Source organism: Enterobacter sp. RHBSTW-01064 (assembly GCF_014103035.1).
GTDB classification, from domain to species: domain Bacteria; phylum Pseudomonadota; class Gammaproteobacteria; order Enterobacterales; family Enterobacteriaceae; genus Enterobacter; species Enterobacter mori.
Genome location: NZ_JABXOU010000001.1, coordinates 329,297 through 349,749, shown reverse-complemented (window position 1 = coordinate 349,749; position 20,453 = coordinate 329,297). Strand labels below are relative to the sequence as shown.

The following is a 20,453-nucleotide window of genomic DNA, read 5'->3' as shown; positions in this document are numbered from 1 at the left end:
CTTACCCGACCTACAAATTCGTGCCGCCCCGTAGGTCGGGTAAGGCGCAGCCGCCACCCGACAATAATGTTCAGGATAATCCTGGAATTTCCGTTAAGCCTGCATTTCACTGCTTATCGCGTTAACATAAAAAGAATTGCCTTATGAACACAGGTCCTTATTTACGACGTTGATGGCTGTATCGTCCCGCATTCATTTGCTGTTTTTACTCTCCCTTCTTACGGTCGGAGCCGTTCACGGTGCGCCGAATTCCTTTATGCAGCAAGCGCAAAATCCGTTTGATAATAACGGGGATAGTTTGCCCGACCTCGGCATGGCGGCGCCAACGGGTGAAGGGGAGAAGCACCTGGCCGAAATGGCCAAGGCCTTTGGCGAAGCCAGTATGACCGACAACGGCCTGACGACAGGCGAGCAGGCGAAGCAGTTTGCACTGGGTCAGGTACGGGATGTGGTGAGCGGGGAAGTGAACGAGCAGATTGAATCCTGGCTTTCCCCCTGGGGTAATGCCAGCGTAAATCTGCTGGTGGATGATGAGGGCAATTTCAATGGCAGCAGCGGAAGCTGGTTTATTCCCTGGAACGATAACAATCGTTACCTGAGCTGGAGCCAGCTGGGCCTGACGCAACAGACGGACGGTCTGGTGAGCAATGCCGGGATTGGCCAGCGATGGGTCGCCGGAGACTGGCTGCTGGGCTATAACACCTTTTACGATAACCTGCTTGAGGAAAACCTGCAGCGCGCCGGGCTGGGGGCAGAAGCGTGGGGGCGAAATCTACGCCTGTCGGCGAACTACTATCAGCCGTTCGCCAGCTGGCGCGACAGCGCGGATCTGCAGGAGCAGCGCATGGCGCGCGGGTATGACATCACCGCTAAAGCCTGGCTGCCGTGGTTCCATCATCTGAATACCAGCGTTAGTTTTGAACAGTATTTTGGCGATAACGTCGATCTGTTTAGCAGTGGAACCGGCTACCACAACCCGATGGCGGTCAATCTGGGACTCAACTATACCCCCGTTCCGCTGGTGACCCTGACGGCTGCCCATAAGCAGGGAGAGAGCGGCGTCAGCCAGAATAACCTCGGGCTTAAGCTCAACTATCGGTTTGGCGTACCCCTGGTCAAACAGCTGTCCGCCAGCGAAGTGGCTGTGACGCGTTCGCTGCGCGGCAGTCGCTACGATTCGCCAGAGCGGGAGAACCTGCCGGTCATGGAGTTCCGCCAGCGCAAAACGCTGTCGGTCTATCTGGCAACGCCGCCGTGGGATCTGAAAGGGGGCGAAACCGTCATGCTGAAGCTGCAAATACGCAGCAAGCATGGTATTCGCCAGCTGCACTGGCAGGGGGATACGCAGGCGCTGAGCCTGACCGCACCGGCTGACAGTACCAGCAGCGACGGCTGGAGCGTCATTATGCCCGCATGGGATAACGCTGAGGGTGCAACTAACCAGTGGCGGTTGTCGGTGATCGCGGAAGATAAAGACGGGCAGCGCGTCTCTTCCAATGAGATCGCGCTAACGGTGGTTCAACCGCTGGTCGCATTGCCCAACGACGATCCACGGTGGAAGCTGCTGCCGGATGAGTAAGTTAAAAAATCCGTTCCTGATGGACCCACACGGCGGCTTCGACGCGGGACTTTAACTTCATCTTCTTCAGCATGTGCTTCACGTGCACTTTTACCGTGCTTTCGGTGATGTCCAGACGGCGGGCGATCATTTTGTTCGGCAGGCCCTGGGCAATCAGCTTCAGAATATCGCGTTCGCGCGGGGTAAGCTGGCTCACGTCACGGTCTGAGGTTGCGCGGTTGGCCCGCAGGCTGGCGGCCAGTACCGGCGTTAAGGCTTCGCTCAGCACCATCTCTCCGGCAGCGGCCTGCTGCAGCGCCTTGAGCAGATCTTCCGGCTCCATATCTTTCAGCAGGTAGCCGTCCGCGCCGCGCTTCAGCGCCGTCACCACGTCTTCTTCATGATTTGACACGCTAAACACCACCACGCGGCCAGACAGGGATTTTTCGCGCAGTTTGTCCAGCGTCTCCAGACCGTTCATGCCCGGCATGTTGAGATCGAGCAGGATCAAATCAGGATCGAGCGCTTCGGCAAGCTCAATACCCTGTTCGCCGTTGCTGGCTTCGCCAACGACGGTAATATCGGGCGCCATGCTGACCAGCTGTTTCACCCCGGTGCGCAGCATGGGATGGTCGTCGATCAACAGGATGGATGCCGGTTCCTGATTAGTCATGGTGTTCTCCTTGGACAGTTGTAAGCGGTTTTTCGGGAATAAAGGTGACGACCACTTCCGTGCCACCCGTGTCTCTCCGGCGAACCTGGCAATCACCGCGCAGGCTTTGCGCGCGGTCTCGCATGATAATTAAACCATAGTGGTTGGTTCTCTCGGCATTTTCCGGCACGCCGCAGCCGTCGTCCTGAATCGTCAGCTTCACCTGATTATTGTGCTGGCTGACGGTTACCGTCACCGCCGTCGCGCTGGCGTGTTTGAGCACGTTGCTCAGGGCTTCGCGGGCGATCTGCAGTAAATGAATCGCCTGATGGGAGGGGACAAAACGCGGCGGAAGCTGGTAGTCGAGCTTCACCGGGAACCCCAGCCGGGCGCTAAATTCGTGACAGCTGGACTCCAGCGCGGGGCGAAGGCCCGGCTCGGTCAGCTGCAGTCGGAAAGTGGTTAACAGCTCACGAAGCTGAACCCACGACGTGTTCAGCTCGTTGCGGATCTGGCTCAGGAGCTGTTTATTGCTTTCCGGCATCTCCGCGTCCTGCATCTGCAGGCAACTGACCTGCATCTTCATGCAGGAAAGGGATTGGGCGATGGAGTCATGCAGCTCCCGCGCGATGGTTGCGCGCTCTTCCATGACAATCAGCTGCTGCTGTTTTTCCTGGTGCCTGTCCAGCGCCAGCGTGGCCGTGAGCTGTTCCACCAGGGTATCCACCAGCTGCTGCTGGTCGTGGCTCAAATGCCTTCCGGCGGGCAGGGTAGCCAGCAGAATGCCGTACTGGGTGTGGCTGTCCGTCAGACGCCACTTCAGCGTGGTGCCCGTCGTCGTTAGCGGTGGTACACCCCGCGGGCAAAGGTGACAACCTTTATCATCACAGGACATGTCAGACTGACAGGTAAATTCCTGATGATTTTCTTCGTCTTCAACGTCGTAGACTCGCAGCTCCAGATCGTGCAGCAGCGTCAAGTTTTGCAGGCCGTTCAGCACCGGCGAGAGGCGCTCGCACAGCGGTACCTGCATGTGCAAACGGCGGTTTGCCTGCCACAGGAAAGAGAGAATTTCGTTTTTCTGTTCGAGTCCGGCGGTTTTTTCCTGAACCCGATGTTCCAGTACCGCGTAGCTTTCAGACAGCTCTTCCGACATGGTGTTAAGCGCCTGGCCGAGCATCGCCATCTCGTTACGCCCGCTGATATGCGTGCGCTGGGTAAAATCGCGGTTCGTTACGGCGCGTGCCATTGCCAGCAGCTGTTTCCAGGGATTCAGCAGCCTTGCGCGCAGCCAGACGATGGTGAAAATCAGCAGCAGGCCCATAAACAGCGCCATCACCCGGTGGATCATAACCACCCGGTCAATGCGTAATTCGGTGGTTTGATCGAAAGAAGAGACCAGCGTATCAATGCGTGAGACGAAACCGGCAACGTCGCGCGCGACGGCGTCGGGGCTGTTCGCCTGCTTTAAGCCTGGCTCCAGCTGCGTGTGCCAGTAGCCCTGAAGGGCCTTGAGCTGGGATTTCTGACCAGCGCGAATGGCGGCACTTTCCAGCTCGGGGCTGAAAGCCGTACGCTCCATATCGTCGATCAGCTTCTGGTCGTCCTGCGTTAAGGGCACCGAGGCCAGCAGACGATAACTCTGCATGCGTAGCGAGCCTGCCTCGTTGATGGCATGCGCATTACCCTGTACGCCCTGGACCAGCCAGCCGGAAATCGCCATGCCGGTGACACCGATCGCGGTGGACAGCAAGACAATAAGCGCCAGTTGGTTAACCAGCGTCAGCGGGGATAGACATCTTTTTAACATGGTGTTGCCGGGCTCCTGACGTGACCTGACTGCAGGAATGGCGCTATTCTGGTGCATACCCTGGAGTATACCCATACCAATAAAGGATTACCTCTAAATTGCCAGAGGGGTAACGGTTAGGGGGAGGGAGTAGCCAGGATGGCTCAGCACCGTGAAAAACCACATCTTTTTTACCCCTTACTCCTACTCACTAAGAGTAATGCCTTTTTTTTCGCCACAAAACCCCGCACTTTTCCTTTGATTTATATCAACTTACCGCCGCCCTAAAACCCTAATGTTTGCAGCATCATTCGAGAATCAGAGGTGTCTATGAGTCACTCATCCGCTCCCGACAGGGAAAATGGTCCCGTTATTACAGAATGGCGACCAGAGGATCCGGCGTTCTGGCAACAGCGCGGCCATCGTGTAGCAAGTCGTAATCTGTGGATTTCCGTTCCGTGCCTGCTGTTAGCGTTTTGCGTATGGATGTTGTTTAGTGCGGTTGCGGTAAACCTGCCAAAAGTCGGCTTTACGTTCACGACCGATCAGCTGTTTATGTTGACCGCGCTGCCGTCCCTGTCCGGTGCGTTGCTGCGTGTGCCTTACGCGTTTATGGTGCCAGTGTTTGGCGGACGCCGCTGGACGGCTTTCAGTACCGGCATCATGATCGTGCCGTGCGTGTGGCTCGGTTTTGCGGTGCAGGATACCTCCACGCCGTTTAGCGTGTTTGTGATCATCTCTCTGCTGTGCGGTTTTGCGGGCGCGAACTTTGCCTCCAGCATGGCGAACATCAGCTTCTTCTTCCCGAAAGCGAAGCAGGGTGGTGCGCTGGGCATTAACGGCGGTTTGGGGAACATGGGCGTGAGCGTGATGCAGCTGATTGCCCCGCTGGCGATTTCGGTTTCCATCTTTGCGGCCTTTGGCGGCGGCGGTGTGACCCAGCCGGATGGTTCTTCTCTGTTCCTGCAGAACGCGGCCTGGATTTGGGTACCGTTCCTGGTGGTCTTCACGCTGGCGGCCTGGTTCTTTATGAACGATTTGTCCGCGTCGAAGGCGTCCCTGAGCGAACAGTTACCGGTCCTGAAACGCGGTCACCTTTGGGTCATGGCGCTGTTGTATCTGGCAACGTTCGGCTCGTTTATCGGGTTCTCTGCGGGCTTCGCCATGCTGTCGAAAACCCAGTTCCCGGACGTGCAGATCCTGCAATTTGCCTTCTTTGGTCCATTTGTCGGCGCGCTGGCACGTTCTCTTGGCGGGATGATCTCCGACCGTCTGGGCGGGACGCGCGTGACGCTGGTGAACTTCATGGTGATGGCGATCTTCTGCGCGCTGCTGTTCCTGACGCTGCCAGCCAACGGGCAGGGCGGCAACTTTATTGCCTTCTTCGGCGTATTTATGGTGCTGTTCCTGACGGCCGGGCTGGGAAGTGCATCCACGTTCCAGATGATCTCCGTCATTTTCCGTAAGCTGACCATGGATCGCGTTAAAGCGCAGGGCGGCACCGAAGAGCAGGCCATGCGTGAAGCGGCGACCGACACCGCAGCGGCGCTGGGCTTTATCTCTGCGATTGGCGCAATCGGCGGTTTCTTCATCCCGAAAGCGTTCGGAATCTCACTGGACCTGACCGGCTCTCCGGCAGGGGCCATGAAAGTATTCCTCGTCTTCTATATCGCCTGCGTTGTGATTACGTGGCTGGTATATGGCCGTAATACCAAGAAAAATAAGTAAGTGTGATTATCCGTTTGCGCGGCCTTCGGGCCGCGTTTTTTTTGTGTTGAAAATAGTTACAACATACTGATGACCTTTACAGCGGCAGCCTGCGGGTAACACTGTGATCGCCATCGCTTTCCAGTGGGGTCTACCCCTTAATACCTGAGATGTTAAATTTAGCCCTGCTTTTTGTACGATAAATATAAAATATCAATATTAATCATCATGATACGAATTTTACATTTATACTGCTTTGGTGGTATTTGATGTAACACCCACCTCCAGAGACCCCGTCCGCCTTGATCGTTATCAATTCTCCCCCGCTTTCAGAGCGTTACCTTCGCAGCAAATCAGCAATGTCGATTTAGAGAGCCACAGGCTCCACACAGGAGATACCCGATGAGCAAATTTTTAGACCGGTTTCGCTACTTCAAGCAGAAGGGCGAGACGTTTGCCGATGGGCACGGTCAGCTTCTGGAGACCAACCGCGACTGGGAAGACGGCTATCGCCAGCGCTGGCAGCATGACAAAGTGGTCCGTTCAACCCACGGCGTCAACTGCACGGGTTCGTGCAGCTGGAAGATTTTCGTCAAGAATGGTCTGGTGACATGGGAAGTCCAGCAAACCGACTACCCGCGTACCCGTCCCGATCTGCCGAATCATGAACCGCGCGGCTGTCCGCGTGGCGCAAGCTACTCCTGGTATCTCTACAGCGCTAACCGCCTGAAATACCCTCTGATGCGTAAGCGCCTGATGAAAATGTGGCGTGAAGCGAAAGTCCAGCACAGCGATCCGGTTGATGCATGGGCATCCATCATTGAAGACACCGACAAAGCGAAGAGCTTCAAGCAGGCTCGCGGTCGCGGTGGCTTTGTCCGTTCCTCCTGGAAAGAAGTGAACGAACTGATTGCGGCGTCTAACGTCTACACCGTCAAAACCTACGGCCCGGACCGCGTGGCGGGCTTCTCGCCAATCCCGGCGATGTCGATGGTCTCTTACGCGTCTGGCGCGCGCTATCTCTCCCTGATTGGCGGGACCTGTCTGAGCTTCTATGACTGGTACTGCGACCTGCCGCCTGCGTCTCCGCAGACCTGGGGCGAGCAGACCGACGTGCCGGAATCCGCCGACTGGTATAACTCCAGCTACATTCTGGCCTGGGGCTCTAACGTTCCTCAGACCCGTACCCCGGATGCCCACTTCTTTACCGAAGTGCGTTACAAAGGCACCAAAACCGTTGCGATTACCCCTGACTATGCGGAAATCGCCAAGCTGTGCGACCTGTGGCTGGCACCTAAGCAGGGCACCGATGCGGCGATGGCGCTGGCGATGGGCCACGTCATGCTGCGCGAGTTCCACCTGGACAAGCCTAGCCAGTACTTCACCGACTACGTGCGTCGCTACACCGACATGCCGATGCTGGTGATGCTGGAAGAGCGCGACGGCTACTACGCTGCCGGTCGTATGCTGCGCGCCGCTGACCTGGTGGATTCACTTGGTCAGGAAAATAACCCGCAGTGGAAAACGGTTGCCTGTAACAGCAATGGCGAACTGATTGCGCCTAACGGCTCTATCGGTTTCCGCTGGGGCGAAAAGGGCAAATGGAACCTGGAGCAGCGTAACGGCACCACCGGCGAAGAGACCGAACTGCGCCTGAGCATGCTGGGCAGCCAGGATGAGATCGCTGACGTCGGCTTCCCGTACTTCGGTGGCGAAGGCACCGAGCATTTCAACAAGGTTGAACTGAATAATGTTCTGATGCACAAACTGCCGGTGAAGCGTCTTCAGCTCGCCGATGGTTCAACGGCGCTGGTCACCACCGTTTACGATCTCACCATGGCGAACTACGGCCTTGAGCGCGGTCTGAACGACGAAAACTGTGCAAGCAGCTACGATGACGTGAAAGCGTACACCCCGGCATGGGCGGAGCAGATCACCGGCGTGCCGCGCGCGCAGATCACCCGTATCGCGCGTGAGTTCGCGGAAAACGCCGACAAGACCCACGGTCGCTCCATGATCATCGTCGGTGCCGGTCTGAACCACTGGTATCACCTCGATATGAACTATCGCGGCCTGATTAACATGCTGATCTTCTGCGGCTGCGTCGGTCAGAGCGGCGGCGGCTGGGCGCACTACGTTGGCCAGGAAAAACTGCGTCCGCAGACCGGCTGGCAGCCGCTGGCGTTTGCCCTCGACTGGCAGCGTCCGGCACGCCACATGAACAGCACTTCCTACTTCTATAACCACTCCAGCCAGTGGCGCTACGAGACGGTTACCGCAGAGGAACTGCTGTCGCCAATGGCGGATAAATCCCGCTACAGCGGTCACCTGATTGACTTCAACGTGCGTGCGGAACGTATGGGCTGGCTGCCGTCGGCTCCTCAGCTTGGTACCAACCCGCTGCGCATCGCGGAAGCGGCGAAGAAAGCGGGCATGACCCCGGTGGACTACACCATTAAGTCGCTGAAGGAAGGTTCGATTCGCTTTGCGGCGGAACAGCCGGAAAACGGTAAAAACCATCCGCGCAACCTGTTCATCTGGCGCTCAAACCTGCTGGGTTCTTCCGGTAAAGGTCACGAGTTCATGCTGAAGTATCTGCTCGGTACGGAACACGGTATTCAGGGTAAAGATCTCGGCAAGCAGGGCGGCGTGAAGCCTGAAGAAGTGGAATGGAAAGACAACGGCCTGGACGGCAAGCTGGATCTGGTAGTGACGCTGGATTTCCGTCTGTCGAGCACCTGCCTGTACTCCGATATCGTTCTGCCTACTGCAACCTGGTATGAAAAAGACGACATGAATACCTCGGATATGCATCCGTTTATTCATCCGCTGTCTGCTGCCGTTGACCCGGCGTGGGAATCCAAAAGCGACTGGGAAATCTACAAAGGCATCGCCGAGAAATTCTCTGAAGTATGCGTGGGGCACCTGGGCAAAGAAACCGACGTGGTGACGCTGCCCATTCAGCACGACTCGGCTGCCGAACTGGCGCAGCCGCTGGACGTGAAGGACTGGAAAAAAGGCGAGTGCGATCTGATCCCAGGCGTGACGGCGCCGCACATCATTCCGGTTGAACGTGACTACCCGGCGACCTACGAACGCTTTACCTCTATTGGCCCGCTGATGGAGACAATCGGCAACGGCGGGAAAGGGATCGCCTGGAACACCCAGAGCGAAATGGACCTGCTGCGTAAGCTCAATTACACCAAATCAGACGGCCCGGCCAAAGGCCAGCCAATGCTGAACACGGCGATTGATGCCGCAGAGATGATCCTGACCCTGGCACCGGAGACCAACGGCCAGGTCGCAGTAAAAGCCTGGGAAGCACTGAGTAAAATCACCGGTCGCGACCACAAGCATCTGGCCCTGAACAAAGAAGACGAGAAAATCCGCTTCCGCGATATTCAGGCCCAGCCGCGCAAAATTATCTCCAGCCCGACCTGGTCTGGTCTGGAAGATGAGCACGTCTCTTATAACGCGGGTTACACCAACGTTCACGAGCTGATCCCATGGCGTACCCTGACCGGTCGTCAGTCTCTGTATCAGGATCACCAGTGGATGCGTGACTTCGGCGAAAGCCTGCTGGTTTACCGTCCGCCAATCGACACCCGTTCGGTGAAAGCGGTAATGGGCGAGAAGTCCAACGGTAATCCGGAGAAAGCGCTGAACTTCCTGACGCCGCACCAGAAGTGGGGGATCCACTCTACCTACAGCGACAACCTGCTGATGCTGACGCTGGGACGCGGCGGTCCGATTGTCTGGATGAGCGAAGCGGATGCCAAAGATCTGGGGATTGTGGATAACGACTGGATCGAAGTCTTCAACAGCAACGGTTCATTGACCGCTCGTGCAGTGGTTAGCCAGCGTGTTCCCGCAGGGATGACCATGATGTACCACGCGCAGGAACGTATCGTGAACATTCCTGGCTCAGAAATCACCGAGCAGCGCGGCGGTATTCATAACTCGGTCACCCGTATTACGCCGAAGCCGACCCATATGATCGGTGGCTATGCGCAGCTGGCCTACGGCTTTAACTACTACGGCACCGTAGGATCTAACCGCGATGAGTTCGTGGTGGTACGTAAGATGAAGAATATTAACTGGTTAGACGGCGAAGGTAATGACCAGGTACAGGAGAGCGTAAAATGAAAATTCGTTCACAAGTCGGCATGGTGCTGAATCTGGATAAATGCATCGGCTGTCATACCTGCTCAGTCACCTGTAAAAACGTCTGGACCAGCCGCGAAGGGACCGAATACGCCTGGTTCAACAACGTGGAAACCAAGCCGGGCACCGGCTTCCCGACCAACTGGGAAGATCAGGAGAAATACAAGGGCGGCTGGATCCGCAAAATCAACGGCAAAATCCAGCCGCGCATGGGCAACCGCGCGATGCTGCTGGGAAAAATCTTCGCTAACCCGCATCTGCCGGGCATTGATGATTACTACGAGCCGTTTGATTATGACTATCAGAACCTGCATAACGCAGCGGAAGGTAAACATCAGCCGATTGCTCGTCCTCGCTCGCTGATCACCGGTCAGCGTATGAACAAGATCGAGAAAGGCCCGAACTGGGAAGACGATCTGGGCGGTGAGTTCGAGAAGCTGTCGAAAGACAAAAACTTCGAGAACATGCAGAAGGCGATGTACGGCCAGTTCGAAAACACCTTCATGATGTACCTGCCGCGCCTGTGCGAGCACTGCCTTAACCCAGCGTGCGTGGCGACCTGCCCGAGCGGCGCCATCTACAAGCGTGAAGAAGACGGCATCGTACTCATCGACCAGGACAAGTGCCGCGGCTGGCGTATGTGCATCACCGGCTGTCCGTATAAAAAAATCTACTTCAACTGGAAGAGCGGCAAGTCAGAGAAGTGCATCTTCTGCTATCCGCGCATTGAAGCCGGTATGCCTACCGTCTGTTCAGAAAGCTGCGTAGGCCGTATTCGCTACCTCGGCGTGCTGCTGTATGACGCGGACGCGATTGAAACGGCAGCAAGCACCGAGAACGAGAAAGATCTGTACCAGCGTCAGCTGGACGTGTTCCTCGATCCGAACGATCCGAAGGTGATCGAGCAGGCGCTGAAGGACGGCGTGCCGCAGAGCGTGATCGACGCCGCGCAGCAGTCTCCGGTGTACAAAATGGCGATGGACTGGAAGCTGGCGCTGCCGCTGCATCCGGAATACCGCACGCTGCCGATGGTCTGGTACGTGCCGCCGCTGTCGCCGATTCAGTCTGCTGCCGACGCGGGTGAACTGGGCGGCAACGGTATTCTGCCGGACGTGGAAAGCCTGCGTATTCCGGTACAGTACCTGGCGAACCTGCTGACCGCAGGGGATACCCAGCCGGTCCTGCTGGCGCTGAAGCGCATGCTAGCGATGCGTCACTTCAAGCGTGCTGAGACCGTTGACGGCGTTACCGATACCCGTGCGCTGGAAGAAGTTGGTCTGACCGAAGCACAGGCTCAGGAGATGTACCGCTATCTGGCGATTGCGAACTACGAAGACCGTTTCGTCGTACCGAGCAGCCACCGCGAGCAGGCGCGCGACGCCTTCCCGGAGAAAAACGGATGTGGCTTTAGCTTCGGTGACGGTTGCCACGGCTCAGACACCAAATTCAACCTGTTCAACAGCCGCCGCATCGACGCCATGGATGTGACCAGCAAAACGGAGCCGCACCAATGATTGAACTCGTCATTGTTTCGCGTCTGCTCGAGTACCCGGATGCTGCGCTTGCGCAGCATCAGCAGGAACTCTTTGATGCACTCGCGTCATCTGAAAACCTGGATAAAGCGGATGCCCAGAAGCTGGGCGTTTTCCTCCGCGATCTGTTAGCGCGCGATCTCCTGGACGCGCAGGCGGACTACAGCCAGCTGTTTGACCGCGGGCGCGCGACGTCTCTGCTGCTGTTTGAACACGTCCACGGTGAATCCCGCGATCGTGGTCAGGCGATGGTCGACCTGATGTCCCAGTACGAGCAGCACGGCCTGCAGCTCGACAGCCGCGAACTGCCAGACCACCTGCCGCTGTACCTGGAATATCTGGCGCAGCTGCCAAAAGAAGAGGCGCTGGGCGGTTTACAGGACATCGCACCGATCCTGGCACTGCTTGGCGCGCGTCTTCAGCAGCGCGAAAGTGCTTATGCGGTGCTCTTTGACCTGCTGGTGAAGCTGGCAAATGCCGCCGTTGATAGCGAAAAAGTAGCGGAAAAAATCGCGGATGAAGCGCGCGACGACACTCCGCAGGCGCTTGATGCGGTCTGGGAAGAAGAGCAGGTGAAGTTCTTTGCTGACCAGAACTGCGGCGAGTCTGAAATCTCCGCTCACCAGCGTCGTTTTGCCGGGGCCGTTGCTCCGCAATATTTGAATATCTCTAACGGAGGACGGCAATAATGCACTTCCTGAATATGTTCTTCTTTGACATTTACCCGTACATCGCGGGCACCGTATTCCTGGTGGGAAGCTGGCTGCGTTATGACTATGGCCAGTATACCTGGCGGGCGGCCTCCAGCCAGATGCTGGACCGCAAGGGGATGAACCTCGCCTCTAACCTGTTCCATATCGGGATCCTGGGGATTTTTGCCGGTCACTTCCTGGGCATGCTGACACCGCACTGGATGTACGAAGCCTGGCTGCCGATTGAAGTGAAGCAGAAAATGGCGATGTTTGCGGGCGGTGCCAGCGGCGTGATGTGCCTGGTCGGCGGTCTACTGCTGCTAAAACGTCGTCTGTTCAGCCCGCGCGTGCGTGCTACCACGACCGCTGCGGACATCCTGATCCTCTCCCTGTTGATGGTGCAGTGTGCGCTGGGTCTGCTGACAATTCCGTTCTCTGCGCAGCATATGGACGGTAGCGAAATGATGAAGCTGGTCGGCTGGGCGCAGTCCGTAGTGACCTTCCACGGCGGCGCATCTGAGCATCTGGACGGCGTGGCCTTTATCTTCCGCGTGCACCTGGTGCTGGGGATGACGCTGTTTGTGCTGTTCCCGTTCTCCCGCCTGGTGCACATCTGGAGCGCGCCGGTTGAGTACCTGACGCGCAAATACCAGATTGTGCGTGCCCGTCGCTAATTTGCCGTTTTGATACCCACCCCGCACTCGCGGGGTTTTTTTTCGCCCCAGCCCAGGTTGTTGCCCGCAGCGGCAAACAATATCAGCGCGCCGCCCGCAAGCTGCGTGAGGTTCAGCGAGTGTCCGAACACCAGGTTATCAACAACAATGGCGACCACCGGATAGATAAACGACAGCGAGCCGGTGACTGGAGTGGGGAGTTTCTGAATGGCGCTATACAGCAACTGGTACATGATGCCAGTATGGACAATGCCCAGCGTCAGCAGTATCGTCCAGGGGAAATCGCCCGAAAGGGAAGGCATATGCGCCAGCGGAAGAAGCATCACCACCCCTGTCAGGACCTGAATAAAGGCGATATGCTGCGGTGCGATGGATTTCAGTTTGCGGGCGATAATGGCAGTCAGTGCGTAAAAGAATGCTGCACCCAGCGCCAGCCCGATACCTGCGAGCCATTCACTGCCATGCGTGCCGCTCAGCTCGCTGGAAAGCAATATCACCACGCCGCCGAAGGCGAGGATCAACCAGCCCCACTTCACCAGACTGACGCGTTCGCCTAAAAGCATCCCCATCATCACCAGCATAAACGGCTGGGTGTTATAGACCACGGTTGACAGGCCAATCGAGATCCGCTCATAGGCTGCAAACAGCAGCAACCAGTTCACCACGAGCGCTACGCCGCCAAAAATGGCCAGCAGCAGCGTGGTGCGGGTGAGGGGACTGAAGGGCTTTCGACTTAACCGGATGAACATATAAAGCGTCACCGCGCCGATGACGCAGCGCCAGAACACCACTTCCGTTACCGGCAGACCGGAGAGTAAAACAAACGCGCCGATAGAGCCGGAAATTAACATCGCCAGGCACATCTGCCCGACGCCTTTTTGTAAATCACGCATCATCCACCTCCTGATTAATGACCCTATTGTCGAAAATCGCTGTCGGGTTTTACAGGGCTGATATAAGGTGAAACAGGTTAATGACTTTTTAAAATTAGGTGAAAGCGATGGAATACCTGCTTGATGATATCGATCGGCAAATATTGGCTTGTCTGGTAGAGGACGCGCGCGTGTCGCTGAAGGTGCTGAGTGGTCGTGTGGGATTAACGTCACCCAGCACGGCAGAACGTTTGAAGAGGCTGGAAGAGCGCGGTGTGATTCAGGGTTATGGTGCGCGGGTGAACCTGGCGGCGCTGGGATACACCTTGCAGGCGCTGGTGCGCGTGCGCCCATTGCCGGGGTTATTGCATAAGGTGGATAAATACATTCAGGCCATGCCGGAGTGCATTGAGAGTGACAAAGTCACGGGTGAGGACTGTTTTGTGATCAGGCTGGTGGTACGGTCGATAGAACAGCTGGATGTGTTGCTGGACGGCCTGGCAGAGCATGCCCAGTGTAATACGTCGATTGTGAAGAGCTCGCCGGTGAAGCGACGGTTACCGCCGATGTAGGTTTCTGTTGCCGGGTGGCGGCTGCGCCTTACCCGGCCTACGAAGGCTCGAATCGAACCTTAGTCGAAGCTTCTCATCCTTCCCCGTCACGGAAATGCATGATGCCTGGTGCGAACAGAAGATTTGGAGTCATTTGAAAGTGATGGTGGTGGGGGAAGGATTACTCGGCGCGTTGCGCCTCGCCCTTCGGGTCGTTGCCTGCGGCAACGCTTTCTCGCTACGCTCGAATCGAACCTTAATCGAAGCTTCTCATCCTTCCCCGTTACGGAAAAGCATGATGCCCGGTGCGAACAGAAAGTTAAGCGTTATTTGGAAATGATGGTGGTGGGGGAAGGATTCGAACCTTCGAAGTCGATGACGGCAGATTTACAGTCTGCTCCCTTTGGCCGCTCGGGAACCCCACCAGGGATAATTCAAATTTTGAGGTAATGCTGAGAGATGGTGGTGGGGGAAGGATTCGAACCTTCGAAGTCGATGACGGCAGATTTACAGTCTGCTCCCTTTGGCCGCTCGGGAACCCCACCACGGGGTAATGCTTTTTACAGGCCTGCTTCCTGTTGGAAGCGGGGCGCATCATATCAAATGAGACGCCCCTGTAAAGCATTCCTTTAGGGAAATGAAGTTGTTTGCCTGCTTTTTATCCGCAAAGGTGCAAAGCTAATCAATTCATTTTCCGAAAGATTAAAGAATGATGGTTCTGTTGCCGTAAACGAAGACGCGTTGGGCAAGCACCTGATACAACGCGCGGCTTAAGACGTTTTTCTCAACGTCGCGCCCAGCGCGCATCATGTCTTCTGCGGTATAGGTGTGATCCACATGAATCACGTCCTGCATGATGATGGGACCTTCATCCAGATTGTCATTCACGTAGTGGGCCGTCGCACCGATGATCTTCACGCCGCGCTCGTACGCCTGGTGGTACGGGCGCGCGCCGATAAAGGCGGGAAGGAATGAGTGATGAATGTTGATGATCTTATTCGGGAAACGCGATACGAAGGAGGGCGTTAATACGCGCATATATTTCGCCAGCACCACGTAATCTGGATTATGCGCTTCAATCGCCTGCGCCATCAGATCGTCGTGCTCTTCACGGGTATGTCCTTCGTGGCTGACCAGTTCGAATGGAATATCAAAACGCTCGACCAGCGTACGCAGCGTCTCGTGGTTGCCGATAACAGCGGCAATTTCGACATCAAGACCGCCGTAGTTGGCTTTCATCAGCAGGTCGCCCAGGCAGTGTGCCTCTTTGGTCACCAGGATCACAATGCGACGACGGCCAGCAGGCGTCAGTTCACGCACGGAACCTTCCGGCAGGGCGCTATCCAGATCGGCAAGCAGGGTGGTGTCGTTGAAAATACCTTCGAGCTCGGTACGCATAAAGAAGCGACCGGTACGGTGGTCAACGAACTCGTTGTTCTGCACGATATTCAGTTCATGTTTGTAACAAATGTTGGTAATTCGTGCGATCAGTCCTTTTTGATCGGGACAGATGGTGCGCAGAACTTTACGTTGTAGTGATTGCATCGCCGGGAAATCCTGTTTGTGTATTTGCGAAGTCTGGGTTGTCAGGCATTACTGCCCGCAACACTTTTTAAATTTTTTACCTGAACCGCAAGGGCAGGGATCGTTACGACCGAATTGAGGACGCGTTCCGTCAATATAATACCATTGCCCGCTTTCCTTTAAGAAACGGGAACGTTCAATAATGGCGCCGGGTTTGTGCTGTTCGGTAAAACGGGCAACAAAACTCACGTAACCCTCGTTTTCATCACGACCGGGGGCTGAATCAAAGACCGTAAGACCGAGCCAGTGGGTATTGGCGAAGCCCGCTTCAATGTCTTGCTGAAAATCAGCTGCATGGCAAGTGGGGTGCCAGGTCTTGACTAAATAATCTGCGTCTTTGATCACAAAAGCAGTATACCGCGAACGCATCAGGTGTGACGGGTCTGGAGCAACCTGCTCGCCAGTAAGATATCGCTGGCAACATAGGCTATACTCCAGAGCGCTACCACAGGGGCAGAGTTGAGACACGATTCTCTTCCTGGAACAAAAATAAGGGCGTTTAACGCTTAGGGTAGCACTATGTTAACTGAGCTGTTGCGTTGACGCTATGTTGGGGATCCAGGGGAAGTAAAACAGGGCTAATGAGAAAAGTAAAAATCGGACTGGCGTTAGGCTCAGGTGCAGCCCGAGGCTGGTCGCATATTGGCGTTATCAACGCCTTGAAACAGATGGGTATTGACGTTGATATCGTTGCAGGCTGTTCGATTGGTTCGCTAGTCGGGTCAGCATATGCCTGCGGTAAGCTACCGGAGCTTGAGAAATGGGTACGTTCCTTCAGCTACTGGGATGTGCTGCGCCTGATGGATCTCTCCTGGCAGCGTGGCGGCCTGCTGCGCGGCGAGCGCGTGTTTAATCAGTTCCGTCAGATTATGCCCCTTGATGACTTTACCCACTGTCAGTTGCCGTTTGGCGCGGTGGCCACGAACCTCAGTACAGGACGTGAGCTGTGGCTCACCGAAGGCGATCTGCATCTTGCTGTCCGTGCGTCCTGCAGCATGCCAGGATTAATGGCCCCTGTGCCACATAACGGCTACTGGCTGGTCGATGGCGGGGTAGTAAACCCGGTCCCTGTTTCCCTGACGCGTGCCATGGGCGCGGATATTGTGATTGCCGTGGACCTGCAACATGATGCCCACCTGATGCAGCAAGACCTCATGCCCGTTAATCTGCAAAGTGATGATGCCGAAGGTGAGAAGCTCGCCTGGCATGCGCGTTTGCGCGGAAGAATTGGACGCCTGGCAACTCGCCGAGCAGTAACGGCACCCACCGCCCTGGAAATCATGACCACGTCAATTCAGGTACTTGAGAATCGCCTGAAGCGAAACCGTATGGCTGGCGATCCTCCCGATATTCTGATTCAACCTTATTGTCCTCAAATCTCTACCCTTGATTTCCATAGAGCTGAGGCCGCGATTTCAGCGGGTTCCTTAGCCGTCGAAAAGAAAATAGATGAATTGTTGCCATTTGTGCGAACAGCACTTTAAGCATCCTTTATTTGATTACTTCAGCAAAATCTGACAGGCGATAGTCCCAATAGCATGCCACTATTGAGTAACTGTCAGCCAGGGGAGGAACCATGACGCAGCCATTGGTCGGAAAACACATTTTAATCGTTGAAGACGAGCCCGTTTTCCGCTCTTTGCTGGATTCGTGGTTATCCTCACTGGGTGCGGATACTTCTCTTGCCGAGGACGGCATCGACGCGCTGGAGAAAATGACGTCTATTGCCCCGGACTTGATGATCTGCGACATCGCGATGCCGCGAATGAATGGCCTGAAGCTGGTTGAGCATCTTCGCAACGAAGGAAACCAGATGCCTGTGCTGGTGATCTCTGCAACGGAGAATATGGCGGATATCGCGAAAGCGCTACGGCTGGGGGTGCAGGATATTCTGCTCAAGCCCGTCAAGGATTTGAGCCGTCTGCGTGAGACGGTACTCGCTTGCCTTTATCCCAACATGTTCAATTCTCGCGTTGAAGAAGAAGAACGTCTGTTTCAGGACTGGGATGCGTTGGTCAGTAATCCGCTTGCCGCAGCCAAATTGCTACAAGAGCTTCAGCCGCCGGTACAACAAACGCTTTCCCATTGCCGGATAAATTATCGACAACTCGTGGCGGCAGACCAGCATGGTCTGGTGCTCGATATAGCGCCGTTATCCGACTCCGATCTCGCTTTTTATTGTCTGGACGTGACCCGGGCAGGAGACAATGGTGTTTTAGCCGCATTGTTACTTCGTGCGCTATTTAATGGATTATTGCAGGAGCAGTTATCCCATCAGGGACAGCGGCTTCCTGAATTAGGCAGTTTGCTTAAACAGGTAAATCAGCTTTTCCGCCAGGCTAATTTGCCTGGGCAGTTTCCGCTTCTCGTCGGTTATTATCACAGCGGACTGAAAAATCTGATTCTTGTTTCTGCGGGTTTAAACGCTTCTCTGAATACGGGGGAGCATCATATTCAGGTGAGTAACGGCGTACCGCTGGGAACACTGGGGACGGCTTACCTCAATCAAATTAGCCATCGCTGTTCCTCCTGGCAGTGCCAAATTTGGGGTGCTGGCGGGCGGTTGCGCTTAATGTTGTCCACGGAATAAGCAGTTGAGTTTTATTCTTGAGATTGCTTTTCCAGTGTTTAGTTGGCGGTGCTACTATCGCTGCCAGATTCATGCGTATTTATCCTAATTGATCGGCAACGCGTTCTTTTCAGACCCGTACTAAAGGCTGAGGCTGATATACTCAACGCGTTATTTAATGCATAAAAGTTCAAAACTTGAACAGCTCAGGAGAATTTGAATGGCTGCCCTAAATTCGAAAGTCAGAAAGGCCGTCATCCCGGTAGCGGGATTGGGGACCAGGATGTTACCAGCAACGAAGGCAATCCCTAAAGAGATGCTGCCTTTAGTTGATAAGCCATTAATCCAGTACGTCGTAAATGAATGTATCGCGGCAGGGATTACTGAGATTGTGCTGGTTACGCATTCATCTAAAAACTCTATCGAAAACCATTTTGATACAAGTTTTGAACTTGAAGCGATGCTGGAAAAACGTGTTAAGCGCCAGCTGTTAGCGGAAGTTCAGTCTATTTGTCCTCCACACGTCACCATTATGCAGGTTCGTCAGGGGCTGGCGAAAGGTCTGGGTCATGCTGTGCTGTGTGCACACCCGGTTGTGGGTGATGAGCCGGTTGCTGTTATTCTGCCGGACGTTATTCTGGACGAATTTGAATCAGATCTGTCTCAGGATAACCTGGCTGAGATGATCAAGCGCTTCGACGAAACAGGCAGCAGCCAGATCATGGTTGAGCCTGTAGAAGACGTTACCGCCTATGGTGTTGTGGACTGCAAGGGCGTTAATCTGGAGCCAGGCGAAAGCGTTCCTATGGTAGGTGTCGTTGAGAAACCGAAAGCGGACGTCGCGCCATCTAATCTGGCGGTTGTGGGTCGTTACGTGCTGAGTGCTGAGATTTGGCCACTGCTGGCGAAAACGCCTCCGGGAGCGGGTGATGAAATCCAGCTGACCGATGGCATCGATATGCTGATCGAAAAAGAAACCGTAGAAGCTTACCATATGAAAGGTAAGAGCCATGACTGCGGTAATAAACTCGGTTATATGCAGGCATTCGTTGAATATGGTATTCGCCACAATACCCTGGGCGAAGAATTTAAAGCCTGGCTCAAAGAAAACGTGGGTATTAAGAAATAGTCTGATACTCAGTTGAACAAGACCGGTGTGGCGATGCCCACCGGTTTTTTTATGCCCATAACGAGGCTCAGTGGCTGCTGGAGAGGGATTGTAAAAGACATTAAATAGTCTGTGGCGACATATGACAGAGTGTAAAGGGTTGCTCAGCGGAATTTCGCGTAAAAAAAATCCCGCATTAAGCGGGATTTTTGTAATTAGATTAGGATTAATCCTTGATCAGGAAGTCATCCAGTTGTTTACCCTGCTCATCCATTGCTTTCTTGATAACAGCTGGAGTACGACCCTGGCCGGTCCAGGTTTTCTCTTCGCCGTTCTCATCAATGTAGCTATATTTAGCCGGACGAGCAGCGCGTTTTGCTTTGGTACCGGTTTTCGCCGCAGCCATGCTGTTCAGCAATTCGTTTGGATCGATACCATCTGCAATCAGCATTTCGCGATATTGCTGCAGTTTACGAGTGCGTTCTTCGATTTCAGCAGCAGCTGCGCTTTCTTCTTCACGACGCTCATTAACTACAACTTCTAATTTTTCCAGCATTTCTTCAAGCGTTTCGAGGGTACATTCTCTTGCCTGCGCACGAAGAGTACGGATGTTGTTCAGAATTTTAAGTGCTTCGCTCATTGTAGTAATCTCAAACTTATAATGGGGGGTGGTTTGTTGTCCTAATAATAGAGCGATAAATTGAGTTGTGCAATAGGTGGGAATGTAAGGAATTCAAAAAATACGAAATCGTCGGCGCTATTATTAATTACGCTAACTTAAATTTCACCGTGTGTCTGGTCTGATGATTTCACGTCAAACGGCAAAAACCAGCGGTATGCATGTTTGGTTTTGTGACATTTCCCCCAGGAATTATAGTTGCGGCGGATAAATATCAGCCTTTTGTATTACTTCAGGGACGCGCGGGTGAGACAAAAATAGTTAATAAATAGTGAATTTTAATGAACGTAAATTCCAGTATAAAAAGGAGTGTTATGTTTGG

The 20,453-nt window shown here is 54.8% G+C and carries 16 protein-coding genes, 2 tRNA genes and 1 other RNA gene; 10 read left to right on the top strand and 9 right to left on the bottom strand.

Features of this window, described 5'->3' with window-relative positions:
- Window positions 1-172 precede the first annotated feature (172 nt).
- Window positions 173-1,579: a YchO/YchP family invasin gene (locus tag HV355_RS01635; RefSeq protein WP_108417812.1), complete on the top strand. Its 1,407-nt coding sequence runs from the start codon at window positions 173-175 to the stop codon at window positions 1,577-1,579.
- A gap of 1 nt (window position 1,580) precedes the next feature.
- Here HV355_RS01635 and narL read toward each other — a convergent pair whose 3' ends face one another.
- Both narL and narX read right to left on the bottom strand, forming a co-directional pair.
- Window positions 1,581-2,231, bottom strand: coding sequence for a two-component system response regulator NarL (gene narL / locus HV355_RS01630; protein ID WP_028018756.1), 651 nt, complete (start codon window positions 2,229-2,231; stop codon window positions 1,581-1,583).
- Window positions 2,224-4,020 (bottom strand): nitrate/nitrite two-component system sensor histidine kinase NarX, encoded by a 1,797-nt coding sequence (narX, locus tag HV355_RS01625; protein ID WP_182400732.1) that lies wholly within the window; start codon window positions 4,018-4,020, stop codon window positions 2,224-2,226. Before narX ends, narL begins: the two co-directional genes overlap by 8 nt.
- Window positions 4,021-4,329: 309 nt before the next feature.
- Between narX and HV355_RS01620 the strand changes: the two genes are divergently transcribed.
- The 5 genes from HV355_RS01620 to narI all read left to right on the top strand — a co-directional run bounded on the left by HV355_RS01620 (window position 4,330) and on the right by narI (window position 12,768).
- The gene (locus tag HV355_RS01620) at window positions 4,330-5,727 is read left to right on the top strand and encodes a NarK family nitrate/nitrite MFS transporter (RefSeq protein ID WP_108417810.1); all 1,398 of its coding nucleotides are present in this window, start codon (window positions 4,330-4,332) and stop codon (window positions 5,725-5,727) included.
- Window positions 5,728-6,108: 381 nt separating this feature from the next.
- The gene (locus HV355_RS01615) at window positions 6,109-9,852 is read left to right on the top strand and encodes a nitrate reductase subunit alpha (protein WP_182400731.1); all 3,744 of its coding nucleotides are present in this window, start codon (window positions 6,109-6,111) and stop codon (window positions 9,850-9,852) included.
- Window positions 9,849-11,384 carry a nitrate reductase subunit beta gene (gene narH / locus HV355_RS01610; RefSeq protein WP_174339695.1) on the top strand — a complete coding sequence of 512 codons (1,536 nt, stop codon included), beginning with the start codon at window positions 9,849-9,851 and terminating at the stop codon, window positions 11,382-11,384. The genes HV355_RS01615 and narH overlap by 4 nt, the downstream gene beginning before the upstream one ends.
- Window positions 11,381-12,091 (top strand): nitrate reductase molybdenum cofactor assembly chaperone, encoded by a 711-nt coding sequence (narJ, locus tag HV355_RS01605; protein WP_100166107.1) that lies wholly within the window; start codon window positions 11,381-11,383, stop codon window positions 12,089-12,091. Before narH ends, narJ begins: the two co-directional genes overlap by 4 nt.
- A complete protein-coding gene (narI, locus tag HV355_RS01600; protein WP_010432973.1) occupies window positions 12,091-12,768 on the top strand; it encodes a respiratory nitrate reductase subunit gamma in 678 nt (225 codons plus the stop codon). The genes narJ and narI overlap by 1 nt, the downstream gene beginning before the upstream one ends.
- On the opposite strand, the gene HV355_RS01595 is transcribed toward narI, so the two are convergent.
- Window positions 12,765-13,661 (bottom strand): DMT family transporter, encoded by an 897-nt coding sequence (locus HV355_RS01595; protein ID WP_126816998.1) that lies wholly within the window; start codon window positions 13,659-13,661, stop codon window positions 12,765-12,767. The two genes, narI and HV355_RS01595, sit on opposite strands and share 4 nt — an antisense overlap.
- A 107-nt stretch (window positions 13,662-13,768) precedes the next feature.
- On the opposite strand from HV355_RS01595, the gene HV355_RS01590 reads away from it, so the two are divergent.
- Complete coding sequence (locus tag HV355_RS01590; RefSeq protein ID WP_120158324.1) at window positions 13,769-14,212, top strand: Lrp/AsnC family transcriptional regulator; 444 nt, start codon at window positions 13,769-13,771, stop codon at window positions 14,210-14,212.
- A 143-nt stretch (window positions 14,213-14,355) separates the two neighbouring features.
- On the opposite strand, the gene HV355_RS01585 is transcribed toward HV355_RS01590, so the two are convergent.
- The 5 genes from HV355_RS01585 to HV355_RS01565 form a co-directional block, all read right to left on the bottom strand.
- Window positions 14,356-14,486: non-coding RNA, RtT sRNA (locus HV355_RS01585), on the bottom strand.
- A 45-nt stretch (window positions 14,487-14,531) separates the two neighbouring features.
- Window positions 14,532-14,616: transfer RNA gene (locus HV355_RS01580), tRNA-Tyr, on the bottom strand.
- A 35-nt stretch (window positions 14,617-14,651) separates the two neighbouring features.
- A tRNA-Tyr gene (locus HV355_RS01575) sits at window positions 14,652-14,736 on the bottom strand.
- Window positions 14,737-14,893: 157 nt separating this feature from the next.
- A complete protein-coding gene (purU, locus tag HV355_RS01570; RefSeq protein ID WP_010432980.1) occupies window positions 14,894-15,736 on the bottom strand; it encodes a formyltetrahydrofolate deformylase in 843 nt (280 codons plus the stop codon).
- 48 nt (window positions 15,737-15,784) lie between these two features.
- Entirely contained in the window at window positions 15,785-16,243 is a 459-nt protein-coding gene (locus tag HV355_RS01565; RefSeq protein ID WP_071985429.1) for a YchJ family protein, read from the bottom strand.
- A 113-nt stretch (window positions 16,244-16,356) separates the two neighbouring features.
- Between HV355_RS01565 and rssA the strand changes: the two genes are divergently transcribed.
- The 3 genes from rssA to galU all read left to right on the top strand — a co-directional run bounded on the left by rssA (window position 16,357) and on the right by galU (window position 19,473).
- On the top strand, window positions 16,357-17,259 hold the full coding sequence (rssA, locus tag HV355_RS01560) for a patatin-like phospholipase RssA (protein WP_174339693.1): 903 nt from the start codon (window positions 16,357-16,359) through the stop codon (window positions 17,257-17,259).
- Window positions 17,260-17,351: 92 nt separating this feature from the next.
- Window positions 17,352-18,365, top strand: coding sequence for a two-component system response regulator RssB (gene rssB, locus HV355_RS01555; protein ID WP_089599047.1), 1,014 nt, complete (start codon window positions 17,352-17,354; stop codon window positions 18,363-18,365).
- Window positions 18,366-18,564: 199 nt separating this feature from the next.
- Complete coding sequence (galU, locus tag HV355_RS01550) at window positions 18,565-19,473, top strand: UTP--glucose-1-phosphate uridylyltransferase GalU (RefSeq protein WP_010432990.1); 909 nt, start codon at window positions 18,565-18,567, stop codon at window positions 19,471-19,473.
- A 205-nt stretch (window positions 19,474-19,678) separates the two neighbouring features.
- Here galU and hns read toward each other — a convergent pair whose 3' ends face one another.
- On the bottom strand, window positions 19,679-20,092 hold the full coding sequence (gene hns / locus HV355_RS01545) for a histone-like nucleoid-structuring protein H-NS (RefSeq protein WP_003856724.1): 414 nt from the start codon (window positions 20,090-20,092) through the stop codon (window positions 19,679-19,681).
- Window positions 20,093-20,453: the final 361 nt, after the last annotated feature.

What these genes read in the sequence shown, in the direction of transcription:
- HV355_RS01635 (WP_108417812.1), top strand. Translation starts at nt 173, where the DNA reads ATGGCTGTATCGTCCCGCATTCATTTGCTGTTTTTACTCTCCCTTCTT.
- narL (WP_028018756.1), bottom strand. Translation starts at nt 2,231, where the DNA reads ATGACTAATCAGGAACCGGCATCCATCCTGTTGATCGACGACCATCCC.
- narX (WP_182400732.1), bottom strand. Translation starts at nt 4,020, where the DNA reads ATGTTAAAAAGATGTCTATCCCCGCTGACGCTGGTTAACCAACTGGCG.
- HV355_RS01620 (WP_108417810.1), top strand. Translation starts at nt 4,330, where the DNA reads ATGAGTCACTCATCCGCTCCCGACAGGGAAAATGGTCCCGTTATTACA.
- HV355_RS01615 (WP_182400731.1), top strand. Translation starts at nt 6,109, where the DNA reads ATGAGCAAATTTTTAGACCGGTTTCGCTACTTCAAGCAGAAGGGCGAG.
- narH (WP_174339695.1), top strand. Translation starts at nt 9,849, where the DNA reads ATGAAAATTCGTTCACAAGTCGGCATGGTGCTGAATCTGGATAAATGC.
- narJ (WP_100166107.1), top strand. Translation starts at nt 11,381, where the DNA reads ATGATTGAACTCGTCATTGTTTCGCGTCTGCTCGAGTACCCGGATGCT.
- narI (WP_010432973.1), top strand. Translation starts at nt 12,091, where the DNA reads ATGCACTTCCTGAATATGTTCTTCTTTGACATTTACCCGTACATCGCG.
- HV355_RS01595 (WP_126816998.1), bottom strand. Translation starts at nt 13,661, where the DNA reads ATGCGTGATTTACAAAAAGGCGTCGGGCAGATGTGCCTGGCGATGTTA.
- HV355_RS01590 (WP_120158324.1), top strand. Translation starts at nt 13,769, where the DNA reads ATGGAATACCTGCTTGATGATATCGATCGGCAAATATTGGCTTGTCTG.
- purU (WP_010432980.1), bottom strand. Translation starts at nt 15,736, where the DNA reads ATGCAATCACTACAACGTAAAGTTCTGCGCACCATCTGTCCCGATCAA.
- rssA (WP_174339693.1), top strand. Translation starts at nt 16,357, where the DNA reads ATGAGAAAAGTAAAAATCGGACTGGCGTTAGGCTCAGGTGCAGCCCGA.
- rssB (WP_089599047.1), top strand. Translation starts at nt 17,352, where the DNA reads ATGACGCAGCCATTGGTCGGAAAACACATTTTAATCGTTGAAGACGAG.
- galU (WP_010432990.1), top strand. Translation starts at nt 18,565, where the DNA reads ATGGCTGCCCTAAATTCGAAAGTCAGAAAGGCCGTCATCCCGGTAGCG.
- hns (WP_003856724.1), bottom strand. Translation starts at nt 20,092, where the DNA reads ATGAGCGAAGCACTTAAAATTCTGAACAACATCCGTACTCTTCGTGCG.